Annotated in this window: 10 protein-coding genes; 5 read left to right on the top strand and 5 right to left on the bottom strand. The window is 73.7% G+C overall.

The window, feature by feature from the left end; genetic code table 11:
* Window positions 1-97: 97 nt before the first annotated feature.
* Window positions 98-1,039, bottom strand: coding sequence for an SMP-30/gluconolactonase/LRE family protein (locus ACZ6QO_RS34790; RefSeq protein ID WP_465857240.1), 942 nt, complete (start codon window positions 1,037-1,039; stop codon window positions 98-100).
* A 547-nt stretch (window positions 1,040-1,586) separates the two neighbouring features.
* Between ACZ6QO_RS34790 and ACZ6QO_RS34785 the strand changes: the two genes are divergently transcribed.
* The 3 genes from ACZ6QO_RS34785 to ACZ6QO_RS34775 all read left to right on the top strand — a co-directional run bounded on the left by ACZ6QO_RS34785 (window position 1,587) and on the right by ACZ6QO_RS34775 (window position 6,283).
* A complete protein-coding gene (locus ACZ6QO_RS34785; RefSeq protein ID WP_465857238.1) occupies window positions 1,587-3,257 on the top strand; it encodes an ABC transporter ATP-binding protein in 1,671 nt (556 codons plus the stop codon).
* On the top strand, window positions 3,254-5,395 hold the full coding sequence (locus ACZ6QO_RS34780; protein ID WP_465857236.1) for an ABC transporter ATP-binding protein: 2,142 nt from the start codon (window positions 3,254-3,256) through the stop codon (window positions 5,393-5,395). Before ACZ6QO_RS34785 ends, ACZ6QO_RS34780 begins: the two co-directional genes overlap by 4 nt.
* 72 nt (window positions 5,396-5,467) lie before the next feature.
* The gene (locus tag ACZ6QO_RS34775; RefSeq protein WP_465857234.1) at window positions 5,468-6,283 is read left to right on the top strand and encodes an inositol monophosphatase family protein; all 816 of its coding nucleotides are present in this window, start codon (window positions 5,468-5,470) and stop codon (window positions 6,281-6,283) included.
* A gap of 10 nt (window positions 6,284-6,293) precedes the next feature.
* Here ACZ6QO_RS34775 and ACZ6QO_RS34770 read toward each other — a convergent pair whose 3' ends face one another.
* A complete protein-coding gene (locus ACZ6QO_RS34770) occupies window positions 6,294-7,532 on the bottom strand; it encodes a CoA transferase (RefSeq protein WP_465857232.1) in 1,239 nt (412 codons plus the stop codon).
* Between the two features lie 143 nt (window positions 7,533-7,675).
* Window positions 7,676-7,912, bottom strand: coding sequence for a hypothetical protein (locus ACZ6QO_RS34765; protein ID WP_465857230.1), 237 nt, complete (start codon window positions 7,910-7,912; stop codon window positions 7,676-7,678).
* 169 nt (window positions 7,913-8,081) lie between these two features.
* Between ACZ6QO_RS34765 and ACZ6QO_RS34760 the strand changes: the two genes are divergently transcribed.
* The gene (locus ACZ6QO_RS34760) at window positions 8,082-8,711 is read left to right on the top strand and encodes a hypothetical protein (protein WP_465857229.1); all 630 of its coding nucleotides are present in this window, start codon (window positions 8,082-8,084) and stop codon (window positions 8,709-8,711) included.
* Between the two features lie 55 nt (window positions 8,712-8,766).
* On the top strand, window positions 8,767-9,147 hold the full coding sequence (locus tag ACZ6QO_RS34755; RefSeq protein WP_465857227.1) for an MmcQ/YjbR family DNA-binding protein: 381 nt from the start codon (window positions 8,767-8,769) through the stop codon (window positions 9,145-9,147).
* Here the strand turns inward: ACZ6QO_RS34755 and ACZ6QO_RS34750 are convergent.
* Window positions 9,141-9,719, bottom strand: a complete 579-nt coding sequence (locus ACZ6QO_RS34750) for a sarcosine oxidase subunit gamma (RefSeq protein ID WP_465857248.1) — start codon at window positions 9,717-9,719, stop codon at window positions 9,141-9,143. The genes ACZ6QO_RS34755 and ACZ6QO_RS34750 overlap by 7 nt on opposite strands.
* The gene (locus tag ACZ6QO_RS34745) at window positions 9,712-12,168 is read right to left on the bottom strand and encodes a glycine cleavage T C-terminal barrel domain-containing protein (protein ID WP_465857225.1); all 2,457 of its coding nucleotides are present in this window, start codon (window positions 12,166-12,168) and stop codon (window positions 9,712-9,714) included. Before ACZ6QO_RS34745 ends, ACZ6QO_RS34750 begins: the two co-directional genes overlap by 8 nt.
* Window positions 12,169-12,254 lie beyond the last annotated feature (86 nt).

The following is a 12,254-nucleotide window of genomic DNA, read 5'->3' as shown; positions in this document are numbered from 1 at the left end:
ACAAGTAGTGATGGTGTAGGTGGGGGGGGCCGGCCCTTTCGAGGGGGGGGGGTCCCCCCCCCCCCCCCCCCCCCCCCCCCCCGGGCCTGGCGGGTGATCAGGGGCGCTTGACGGCCACGACGTTGTAGGGGGTCGTGGGCGTGGGGGTCGTGGTGAAGCGGCCGTTGGGGAGGTAGAGGCGGTCGCCGAAGGCCGCGACCGTGGTGGGGATGTCGAAGCGGCCGTCCACGAGCCTTCCGGTCACCTTGCCGCTGGTCGCGTCGCGGTCCAGGCGAACGGAGGTCAAGGTGTTCAGGAAGTTCTGCACGACGTGGAGGGTGCGGCCCTCCAGCAGCAGGCCGTCGCCGTTGACCAGGGATTCGTCGCCGAGGTCGACCAGGGTGGCGACTCCGGTCGCGGGGTCGACGCGGAAGAGCTTGCCGGTGTTGGACTGGATGACGAGCAGCGCCTCGTGGTCGGGGGTCTGCTCGATGCCGTTGGCGTTGATGCCGTCGGCGTAGACGAGGTCTCCGCTCAGCGGCACCGTGACCGCCTTGTCCGGCAGCGCTCCGCCGCGCCCGAACGGCAGCTTGTACAGCACGGGGTTGATCGAGTCGGTGAAGTACGCCGCGTCGTGGGTGAGCACGACGTCGTTGACGAAGGCGCCGCCGGTGGCCAGTGCGTAGCTCGCGAGCACCGCACCGCTGCGGGGGTCGATCACGCGCGCGTCCCCGCCGGTGCCGCCGGCGACGAACAGCCGGCCGCGCGGGTCGAGTTTGAGTCCGAGCGACGGGGTGCCCGGGCCGGGGTTGATGATCCGGCCCTGCCCCGTTCGCAGGTCGGCACGGTAGATGGCGCCGGTTTCGCGTGAGCCGAAGTACCCGACCGGGCCGGGGCCGATGGCGACCCCCTCCGGCGGGAAACCGTCCGGCAGGGAGATCTCGGTGGGGTAGAACTGCTTGGTCGGGGAGACCGACGCGGGAGCCGCAGACGCTCCGGCCTCGGCCGCCGCGGCGACCGGCGATGCTAAGAGCAGGGTTCCGGCTAAGAGAACTGCCACCTTCATCGGACGACATCCCATCTGTCACAGGTGCGGTGTTGCACCAGAATGCCCACTTTGGGCACCGATTCAACGTCCGGCGCGGCGCCTGTGCTCCCGTGAACCCACCCCGGCCGTGGTCACTCGCCCGCCACGCCGCCGGTGGGATGGCGCCGGAGGGCCGGTAAACCTGTTGTCCCGCCGGGGCGGCGTCTGTTGTACTCCCGGGGTCAGCAGGTCCGACGAGGAGGCGAAATGTCCGCGACGTTCATGTCCATCCGCCAGGTCTTCGCCACCCGTCTAAAGGACATGACGCTCAGTGACAGCTCCGTACCCGCAGATCACCCCACATGGACACATCGATGACGGTCGGCTGAACGCATGGGCCGGCGTCCTGCGCCGGCTCCGCCCGGGACGCCGCCCCGCACCGGGCCCCGTCCGGCCGCGACACCGCCGCTTCCTGCGTCCTCTCCGCCCAGGACGCCTCGGGTTTCCGCGTCCCCTCCGGCCGGGACGCTTCGGGATTCTGCGTTCGTTCCGTCCGGGACGCCGCGCCGCCGCCGGTCTGGTGGCCGCCACCGTCGCCGCCACCGTTCTGCCGCTGCTCGCGCCGCAGGTCACCCGCCGCTTCGTCGACGACGCGATCGGCGGCGCGGCCACCGGCCATCTGACGCTCGTCGCGCTCGGCTACCTCGTCCTCGCCGTCGCCGGGCAGGCGGCGCGCATGCTCACCGCCTGGCTCGCCAGCCGCCTCGCCTGGGACGGCACCAACCGTCTCCGGGAGGACCTCGCCGGGCACGCCCTCGGCCTGGACATGGCCTTCCACGGCGGGCGCACACCGGGCGAGATGATCGAACGGGTGGACGGCGACGTGGTGGCCGTCGCCGACTTCGTCGTCGCGTTCGTGATGGACGTCGTCGTGGGCGTGCTGCTCCTGGCGGGAGTGCTCGTCGTCGTGCTCACCACCGACCTGCGGCTCGGCGGCGTGCTGCTGCTGTACTGCGTGCTGGTCGGGCTGCTCATGGCGCGCGCGCAGCGGCCGGCCGTCCCGTCGGCCAGCGGCGCGCGAGCGGCGAGCGCCGCCGTGTTCGGCCTCATGGAAGAACGGCTCGCCGCGGTGGAGGACATCCGGGCCAACGGCGCCGGCGAGCACAGTGTGAACCGTTTCCACCAGGTCAGCGCCGACATGTACCGCGCCGAGGTCCAGGCCGACAAGGTCAGGAGCGGCCTGCTCGCGGGCACGTCGGTGGCGTTCGCGGCCGGCACGGCCCTGGTGCTGGGCCTGGCCGCGTGGAGCCGTCAGTCGGGCACGCTCACCGTCGGCACGGCCGTGCTGCTGTTCCAGTACACGCAGATGGTGCGCACGCCGCTGGAGCGGTTGATCGACCAGCTCAAGCAGTACCAGACGGCGCTGGCCGGCGTCGCGCGCATCGGGGACCTGCTGGCCGAGCGGCGGACGCTCCCCGACCCGGCCGACCCGCGGCCGCTGCCCGCCACCGGGCCGCTCGCCGTGCGCCTCGACGGGGTCGGGTTCGCCTACCCGGACGACCACGAGCGGGTGCTGTCGGACATCACCTTCGCGCTGGCGCCGGGCGAGACGCTCGGCCTGGTGGGGCGGACCGGCAGCGGCAAGACGACCATCGCCCGCATGCTGCTGCGCCTGTACGACCCGACTGCGGGAAGCGTCCGGGTCGGCGGGCTGGACCTGCGGGACGTCGACGAGGCCTCGCTGCGCCGGCGCGTCCGCGTCGTCACCCAGGACGTGCAGCTGTTCGCCGCCACCGTCAGGGACAACCTCACGCTGTTCCGCCCGGAGTCCGACGATCGCCGGTTGCGCGCGGTTCTGGCCGATGTCGGGCTCGGCGAATGGCTGGCCGGCCTGCCCGACGGGCTCGACACCGAGCTCGGCGGCCAGGCGGGCGGCCTGTCGGCCGGCGAGGCGCAGTTGCTGGCGTTCGCCCGGGCGTTCCTCGCCGATCCGGGACTCGTGGTGCTGGACGAGGCGTCCAGCCGGCTCGATCCGGCCACCGAGCGGCGCGTCGAGCACGTCACCGGACGGCTGCTCGCCGGGCGGACGGGCGTGCTCATCGCCCACCGCCTCTCCTCGCTGTCCCGGGTGGACAAGATCGCGGTGGTCGACGGCGGCAGGATCGTCGAGTACGGCGACCGCGCGGACCTGGCCGCCGATGCGCGAAGCCGGTTCGCCCACCTGCTCGCCGCGGCGGGGGTGCGCCGATGAGCGCCGCTTCGTCGGTGGTCCTGCGGCTCACGCGTATCACCGGATTCGCCCGGTACGTGATCGGTGCGCTCCTGTGGGCGCCGGTCAGCGTCCTGCCGCTCGCCGGCGGCCTCCTGCTACAAGCGATCTTCGACCGGATCGGCGCACATGGCGGCGTCGCGCTGACGGACGCCTTGTGGCTGTGCGCGGCGTTCGTGGGCGTGGAGGCCGTCCGCGGTCTGATCATGGTCATCGCCTGGGTCTACGGCACCTACTGGTGGGACGCGGGGGCGACCGTGCTGCGCGCGAACGTCCTGCGCTCGATCCTCACCGCGCGCGGGCCGGCCGCGGGACGGCTGCCGCATTCGTCGGGCGAGGCGATGGCGCGCCTGCGGGACGACGTGAGCGACCTGGTCCAGCTCACCGACGACATCGTGAGCCTGGCCGGCGCGACGCTGTTCAGCGCCGCCGCACTGGTCGTCATGGCGGCGGTCGACCCGGTCATCACGCTCGTGCTGCTGGTGCCGATGATCGGCATCGGCGTGCTGAACCGGGCACTCCGCGGGCTGGTCCAGCGCCTGCACCGGCGCGCCCGCGTCCTCGGCGCGGTCGTCACCGCGTCCATCGGCGACGCCTTCGCCGGCGTCCTGGCGATCAAGACCGCCGGCGCCGAGGACGCGGTGCTGGAACGTCTGCGGGCGCACAACCGCGCCCGGCGGGACGCCACCGTCAAGGACCGGCTGGCCACCGACCTGCTGGCCACCGCGACGGGCGTGACGGTCGAGGTCGGCATCGGGCTCGTGCTGCTGCTCGCCGCGTCGGCGATGCGCCGGGGCGAGTTCACCGTGGGCGATCTCGCGCTGTTCACCAGCTACGCCGGATGGCTGGCGGCGTTGCCGCGCACGGCCGGCTCGATGCTGTCCCGGCTGCCGCAGGCCGCCGTCGCCGTCGAACGGCTCAGCAGGCTGATGGCCCCGCACGAGGACGACCGCGACCTGTCGCGGGCGAGCGGCGTCTGGTTCAAGCGGGAGCCCCCGGTGGCGACGACGTCGCCTCTCGACCGTGACGACCCGCTGGAGGTCATCGAGGCGCAGGAGCTCTCCGTGCACTACGGGATCGGAGCCGGACCTGGAGCGGGAGCTGAGGCTGGAGCCGGAACGGGAACCGGACCCGGAGCGGGAGCAGGAGACGGAGCGGGAGCCGCGGACTGCGGCGTGCGGGACGGCGCCCGTCGTCCGGGGCTGCACGGGGTCGGCCTTCGGGTCGAACGCGGGTCGTTCACGGTGATCACCGGGGCCGTGGGGTCGGGCAAGACGACCCTGGTGCGCGCCCTGCTCGGCCTGGTGCCGCCGGACGGCGGGACGATCACCTGGAACGGCCGGCGCGTCGAGGACCCCGGGACCTTCCTGGTGCCGGACCGCGCCGCGTACGCCGGTCAGGTACCGCGGCTGTTCTCCGAGTCCCTGCGGGAGAACGTGCTGCTCGGCCGGTCGGCGGACGACGACCGGATCGCCCTCGCGCTGAAGCTGGCCGCGCTCGAACAGGACGTGAGCGGCATGCCGGACGGCCTGGACACCGTGGTCGGACCTCGCGGTGTACGCCTGTCCGGCGGGCAGGTCCAGCGGACGACCGCGGCGCGGGCGCTGGTCCGCTCACCCGACCTGCTCGTCGTGGACGACCTGTCGTCGGCGCTGGACGTGGAGACCGAGAAGCTGCTGTGGGAGCGGGTCGCCACCGCCGCCCGGGACGGGAGCGGACCGGGAACCCTGCTGGTGGTCTCGCATCGGCGGGCGGCGCTCGAACGGGCCGACCAGGTCATCGTGCTGGACCGCGGCCGGGTCGCCGGCCGCGGGACGCTCGGCGAACTGCTGGCGGGCTGCCCTGAGATGCGGCGGCTGTGGCACGAGGAGCTGCTGGTCGAGGCCGGGGAACGGACACCGCCGGGCTCCGGCGGCCCTCCGGCACCCGCGCCGCCGCCAAGTCCGAAGGAGCCGCAAGGGCCGGAGGGGCCGGAACAGCCGGAGAAGCTGGAGGGGCCGGTCCGACCGGAGAAGCTGGAGGGGCCGGTCCGGCCGGAGAAGCTGGAGGGGCCGGTCCGACCGGAGGAACTGGAGGGGTCGGTCCGGCCGCCGGCCGCGGTCGATGAAGGGTGGTCCTAGAGTCTTGAGTCGACGCCAACGGCATTCGGGGCCCTCATCCGCATCGGCGACTCACGGGAGCGGTGGTTCAGCATGAGCGACGACGACGCGCGTGGTCTTCTCTCCGTCGCACAAGAAGCGGCCGGCATCGCGAGCGAACTGATCAGGACGCGTCTTCCCGGAGTTCTCACGGCCAAGGGCGATCGCGACATGGCCACCGAGGTGGACTACGCCGTCGAACGGGCCGTCCGCGACCACCTCGCCGAACGCACCCCGCAGATCGGCTTCCTGGGCGAGGAGGGGGCGCGAGGAGCCGAATGGCAGGCCGGGGCGGGGCCGCGCTGGGTGCTGGACCCGGTCGACGGCACGGTGAACTTCGTGCACGGCCTGCCGCTGTGCGCGGTGTCGCTCGGCCTGGTGAGCGGGGACCTGCCCGTCCTCGGTGTCATCGAGTTGCCGTTCCTCCGCTCCCGTTACTCGGCCGCCCAGGGCTCGGGGGCGACCGTGGACGGCGAGCCGATCAAGGCGAGCGGCGCCGTCGCGCTGGAGGACGCGCTCATCTCCGTCGGGGACTTCGCCGTCGGCGACGGCGCCCCGGAGGAGAACCGGCTACGGCTGGCGATCGCCGGCCTGCTCGCCGGACGCGCCCAGCGCGTCCGCATGTTCGGCTCCGCCGCGATCGACCTCGCCTGGGTCGCCGAGGGCAGGACCGACGCCTGCCTCATGATGAACAACAGGCCGTGGGACACCGCGGCGGGCGTCGCCATCGCCAGGGAGGCGGGGGCGCTGGTCGTCGACCGCGACGGCACGCCGCACACCATGCGGTCCACGGCGACCGTCTGCGCCACCCCGGGCGTTCTCGCGGAGGTGCTGGAAGTCGTACGGGAGGCCCACGCGACGTACCGGTGAGGTGAGGGCGTCACTCCCCTGCCATACCGCGGGCGCGGAGGTCCGCCAGGTCCGCCGGTGACAGCGAGAGCAGTTCGCTCAGGACCTCGCCGGTGTGCTGTCCGAGCACCGGCGCGGGCCGCGGCGGCGACTGCCGGCCGTCGAACACCAGGGGCCCGCCCGGGGCGAGATGGGGGCCGACGCCCGGCTGGACGAGCTCGCCCATCAGCGGACTTTCGCGCAGCAGCGCGCCGTCGTCCCGCGCCAGGTCGGCGAACGTGCGGTAACGGGACCACAGGACCGACGTGGCCGAAAGGTCGCGTTCGAGCCCCTCGCACGTCCGCCGCGCGAACCACGGCGCGAAGATCCCGCCGAGGGACTCGCGGTAGGTGTAGCGGTCGGCCTGGCGGCGGAAGTCGGCGCCGAGCGCCCGTTCGAGCGCGGCGGCCACCTCGCCGAGCCCGGTCGCCGCGAGCAGGTCGTGCCAGTGCCGCGAGGTGAGCACGACGACCATGACGCGTTGCCCGCCGGCGGTGGTGAAGTCGCGGCCGAAGTCGCCGAAGAGCTGGTTGCCGAGTCGCGGGCGCGGTGCGGCGCACAACTGGGCCTCGGCCAGGTGACCGAGGTTGCCCGCGGTGGCCAGCGCGACGTCGTGCAGGGCGATCTCCAGCCGCCGCCCCTCGCCGGTGCGCAGCCGGTGCCGCTCGGCGGCGAGCAACCCGACCGCGAGGTACAGCCCGCAGGCGACGTCCCAGGCGGGCAGCACGTGGTTGACCGGGCCGTCGTGGTCGTGCGGGCCGGTGAGGTACGGGAAGCCGACCGAGGCGTTCACGGTGTAGTCGACGGCGTTGGCGCCGTCGCGGCGGCCGAGCAGCCGGGCATGGATCAGGTCGGGACGCAGGGCTCGCAGGTCTTCGCAGGTGAGGCCGTCACGCGGCTGGGCGTTGGTGAGGACGATGCCGCCCTGCGGGCCGCTTGAGGCGATGAGGTCGGCGACCAGGCGGCGGCCCTCCGGCGCGCGGAGGTCCACCGTGACCGACCGTTTGCCCTTGTTCAGGCCGGCCCAGTAGAGGCTCGCGCCGGACGGGGCCAGCGGCCAGCGCCCGTGGTCGGGGCCTCCGCCCAGCTGGTCGACGCGGATCACGTCCGCGCCCAGCTGTGCCAGCGTCATCCCGCCGAGCGGTGCGGCGACGAAGCTGGACAGTTCGATGACCCGCATCCCGGCCAGCGGCCCCGGCGTCTCCACCGGACCGGACGGGCCGGGACGCACCGGTCGAGCCGGATCGCTCGGGTGATCGGGTGGGCCGGCAGGAAGCGGGACGGAGGGGTTCGATGCCGCGGTCACCCGGCCATCTCTACCACGGGACGCTCAGCGCGCCCGCTCGCCGGCGCCGCGACGTCACCCGCCGCGCTTCACCCCCTGACGGGGGTCGCCTCGTCGCTGCGGAGGAGGCGCTCTTCGAGCTGCACCTCGGCGGCCAGGTGTGCCGCCAGCTCGTTGAGCGTGGCGGCGCAGCGCACGTTGGACAGGCCGCGCCGCAGGAGGCTCTGCGAGACGCCGTGCCGGCGGACGGCGTACCACCCGCCGCCCACGGCGTCGGACACCAGCCACTGCCTGCTGTATCTCTCTTTGAGCTCATTGATCGTCATCGCCGTCACCGGCCGCCCGGGAGAAGGAGCGCAGGGCAGGACAGGGTGGGTGCCGGCGAGGCGGGGAAGGCCATGCGCCAAGGGTATTGAACACACCGTGCGCGAGCAATCACTCAACGTAGTCGGTATCGCATTGGCCTACATCGGCCAGAGCCTGCAAGCTGGGGGTATGAACGCGAATGAGTTGACGACGACGCGCAGGTCCCTGCACGCCGTCGCGGAGCTGCTGATGGCTGGGCCGCAGTACCGGCGCAGCGGGACCATACGACTGAGGGTCACCCCTGGCGGCTTCGCCACGGTCACCCAGCCTGACCTGCGCGTCGAGGGCGCCGAGCTGGTCGCGGGCGGCGAACGGCTCGCGCTGGACGGAAGCTCGCCGGAGCGGCTGGGCGCCATGACCGGAGCCGGGGTGGGCGCCCCTGAGAACCTGTACGGCGACGGTTCGGGCGCGTCGCCCGCTGACGTGCTGATCGTCGACCCGGCCGCCGCCGGCGAGCTGGCCCGGGCTCTCACGCTCGGTGACGAGGCGCTGCGCGCGCTGGCCCCCGGGGTGACGCCCGTGCTCTGGCCCGAGCACTTCGACCTCGCGATCACCTTGGACAAGGTCAACTACGGCGTCTCGCTCGGCGACGGCTACCTGCCGGTGCCGTACGCGTACGTCGGCCCCTGGGATCCGCGCGAAGGCGACTTCTGGAACGCGCCCTTCGGGGCCGCCCGGCCTCTGAGCGAGCTGGGCGGAGGCCGCGACGACGTCACGGCCTTCTTCGCCGAGGGCCGCGACCGCGCCGCGTCCGCCTGACGGGCGGGCGGGCGGGCGGGCGGGAAGTGTCGGTGCCGGGGAACACAATGAGGGCATGCATGGATGGCAGCGGATCCGCGAGCAGGTGCGCGAGCACGCGCTCGGCCTCCCCGAGGCCCGCGAGGAGTTCCCCTGGGGCGACTGCGTCGTCAAGGTGGGCAAGAAGGTCTTCGTCTTCCTCGGCGCCGAGCAGGAGTCCGAGAAATGGCAGCCGAAGTTCACCGTGAAACTGCGCGAGGCGCACGGGCACGCCCTCGCCCTGCCCGGCGCCGCGCCGGCCGGCTACGGCCTCGGCAGGTCAGGGTGGGTGACGATCCCCTTCTCCGATGACACGCCCGATGTCGATCTGCTGTGCGAGCTGGTCGAAGAGAGCTACCGCATCGTGGCGCCCAAGCGCCTGGCCGCCATGCTGGACGGCGACTCGGCACATCAGTAGTCGACGGCCGCGTCGAGCAGCCAGGCCGCCAAGTAGCGGGCGTAGGACGCCCGGACGAGGACGCGGAACTCGTCCCCGTCACCGGCGATCAGAACGACCTGGGCCCTGGCCAGCATGGTCTGCGCGCAGCGGCCGGGTCCGAACACCGAGGGGTGCAGGTCGATGGCGCATCCGTGCGCCAGCAGGTCGCGGGCGCCCGGCCCCGCCACCGAGATGACGGTGCGCTGCGCCGAGACGTCCGTGACGGCCACCTCCGCCGAGCGCGGCAGGTCGGCGTGACCGATCACCAGCCATTCGTCCGGACCGAGCCAGACCACGTCGGCCGCGCCGGAGCGCAGCCACGTGTTCGGCTCCAGCGGCAGCGGCACTCCGAGACCGGGCGACGTTCCGAGGGCGCACGGCGCTCCGGGAGCGGACGGCGCTCCGCGCGCGAGGTCCACCGCGTGGGCGGGCGGAACCGGGGTGGGGCGCAGGCGGAGGTTCGTCTGGCGCAGGAAAGGGATCTCGCGGATCCGGAGTCGCGGGTCGGCGACCCCGTCGAAGCCCGCGAGCGGGCTGGTCGGCTCAACCATCACGACGGCTTCCCTCGGGGTCGTACAGGACGGGGTGGGCGGCCGTCACCGGGACCAGGCCGGCGCCGGTGTAGGCGTGCAGGCGCTCGCCGATCTTGTCCCTGCCGCCCTCGACCAGCGCGAGCGCGAAGGCACGGCCGAGGACGGCGCTGCGGTAGGCCGAGGTCACATGGCCGAGCATCGGCACCGGCGGCTCGGGCAGCCGGTCCCCGGCGACGATCTGCGCGCCTTCCGGGAGGACTTCGGCCGGGTCGTCGGGGAGCAGCGCCACCAGGTGACGGCGGTCGGGACGGGCGGTGTCGGGACGCGCGAAGGACCGCTTGCCGATGAAGTCCGGTTTGCTCCTTGAGATGATCCAGCTCATGCCGAGGTCGGCGGGGGTGACCGTGCCGTCGGTGTCCTGGCCGATGATCGGGTATCCCTTCTCGGCGCGGAGCACGTGCATGGTCTCGGTGCCGTACGGCGTGACGGCGCCCGTCCGCATGACGGCCTTCCAGAGCGCGAGCCCGTGCCACCAGCTGACGTTGATCTCGTAGGCCAGCTCGCCGGAGAAGCTGATGCGGCACACACGGGCGTCGATGCCGGCCACCTCGGCGTCGCGCCAGGTCATGAACGGGAAGCTCGCGGCGTCCACCGCCAGGCCGGGCGCGAGTCCGGCGAGCACGGCCCGCGAGCCGGGCCCGGCCAGGGCGAGCGTGGCCCACTGCTCGGTGACCGAGGTGCAGCGCACCCGCAGGCCGGGCCATTCGGTCTGCAGCCACTCCTCCATCCAGTCCAGGACGGCGGCCGCGTTGCCGGTTGTCGTGGTGACGAGGAAACGGTCGGGGGCCAGGCGGGCGACGGTGCCGTCGTCGAACACCATGCCGTCGGTTCGGCACATGACGCCGTACCGGATGGCGCCGGTCTTCAGGGTGCTCATCATGTTCGTGTAGAGGCGGTCGAGGAAGACGGCGGCGTCCGGGCCCTGGACGTCGATCTTGCCGAGGGTGGAGGCGTCCATGGCGCCCGTGGCCTCGCGCACGGCGCGGCACTCGCGCAGCACCGCGGCCGCCATGTCCTCGCCCGGCCGCGGGTAGTACCAGGGCCGTTTCCACTGGTCTACGTCTTCGAACCGGGCGCCGTGCTCGACGTGCCAGTCGTGCATGGCGGTGATCCGGACGGGGTCGTGCAGCGCGCCGCGGTCACGCCCGGCGAGGGCGGCGAAGGACACCGGGACGTAGGGGGCCCGGAAGGTGGTGGTGCCGAGTTCGGCGAGCCCGGCGCCGAGGGCGTGGGCGACGACGGCGGTGGTCAGCGTGCCGGAGGTCTTGCCCTGGTCGTGGGCGGTGCCGGCCGTGGTGTACCGCTTGACGTGCTCGACGGACCGCAGCCCCGCGCCGGCGGTGGCCAGGTGGACGTCCGCCACGGTCACGTCCCGCTGCAGGTCGACGAAGTGGCGTGTGTAGTCCCCCGAGGACGCGAAGGAACGGCCGGGGCCGGACGTACGGGAGGAGGTGGCGGAGTCAGAGGCCGGGGGCGGGGGCTGTGACGGTGCGGGGACCACGGTCTCGGGAGCAGGGGGCGGTACGAGCCAGAGGTGTTCGGGAGGCGGCCCGGCGGGGACGGCGAGCGGGAGGGGCGGGGCGCCGGATCCGGCCGCGGCGCCGTCGGCCAGGCATCCTTCGAGGGAGAACACGCCCCGCGCCGCCCCTGCCACCCGCACGGTCCCCCGCGCGGTCCACGGGTCGGCGGGGCGGAACGCCGCCAGGTGGTCGTCGTACTCCAGCCTGCCGCCGGCCTGGCCGAACAGGTGGACGACGGGGTTCCAGCCGCCCGCGACCAGCAGCAGGTCGGCCTCGACCTCGCGGGCGCCGATGGTGACGGCCCGCACGCCGCCGTCGCCGTCCGGGCCGGTCGCGCCGATGGTGCCGGTGACGAGCGCGCCTTCGCGGGCGTCGGCGATCTCGGCGATCGCGACGCCGGCCGCCGCGAGGTCGCGTGCGGCGTCGTGGCCGCTGTCGCCGCAGGTGAAGACCACCGCGCGGCGACCGGGCAGCACGCCGTACCGGTTGGCGTACGCGCGGGCGGCGGAGGCGAGCATGACGCCGGGCAGGTCGTTGCCGCTGAAGGCGACCGACCGCTCGTGCGCGCCGGTGGCGAGCACGACGCTGCGAGCGCGCACCCGCCAGACGCGTTCCCGCGTGACCGCTTCCGGGCCGCGGCGTTCGACGGCCACCAGGTAGTTGTGGTCGTAGTAGCCGATGACGCTGGTGCCGGTCAGCACGCGCACGTCGGGGCGGGCGCGCAGTTCGGCGGCCACGGCGAGCGCCCATTCGACGCCGGGGCGGCCCTCCACCGTGTCGCCGGTGTCGGCGAGGGTGCCTCCGGGCTCGGGGCGGTCGTCGGCGAGGATCACCCGGGCTCCGCTCGCCGCGGCGGGGGGGGGGGGGGGGGGGGCGGGGGGGTTCATGCCCCACCCCCCAAAAGCGGAAGGGGGGGGGGGGGGGGGGGGGGGGGGGGGGGGGGGGGTCGGGGGAAGAAGAGGGCGGGAGGGGA

The sequence above is a fragment of the Sphaerisporangium sp. NPDC049457 genome (genome assembly GCF_055586705.1).
Note: the sequence above shows the minus strand (reverse complement) of the source record. Positions and strands in the feature narration are given on the sequence as shown.

Bases quoted from the DNA above. Each gene is read 5' to 3' on its own strand.
- ACZ6QO_RS34745 (WP_465857225.1), bottom strand. From the start codon at position 12,168: ATGAACCCCCCCGCCCCCCCCCCCCCCCCCCCCGCCGCGGCGAGCGGA.
- ACZ6QO_RS34780 (WP_465857236.1), top strand. From the start codon at position 3,254: ATGAGCGCCGCTTCGTCGGTGGTCCTGCGGCTCACGCGTATCACCGGA.
- ACZ6QO_RS34765 (WP_465857230.1), bottom strand. From the start codon at position 7,912: ATGACGATCAATGAGCTCAAAGAGAGATACAGCAGGCAGTGGCTGGTG.
- ACZ6QO_RS34775 (WP_465857234.1), top strand. From the start codon at position 5,468: ATGAGCGACGACGACGCGCGTGGTCTTCTCTCCGTCGCACAAGAAGCG.
- ACZ6QO_RS34755 (WP_465857227.1), top strand. From the start codon at position 8,767: ATGCATGGATGGCAGCGGATCCGCGAGCAGGTGCGCGAGCACGCGCTC.
- ACZ6QO_RS34750 (WP_465857248.1), bottom strand. From the start codon at position 9,719: ATGGTTGAGCCGACCAGCCCGCTCGCGGGCTTCGACGGGGTCGCCGAC.
- ACZ6QO_RS34760 (WP_465857229.1), top strand. From the start codon at position 8,082: ATGAACGCGAATGAGTTGACGACGACGCGCAGGTCCCTGCACGCCGTC.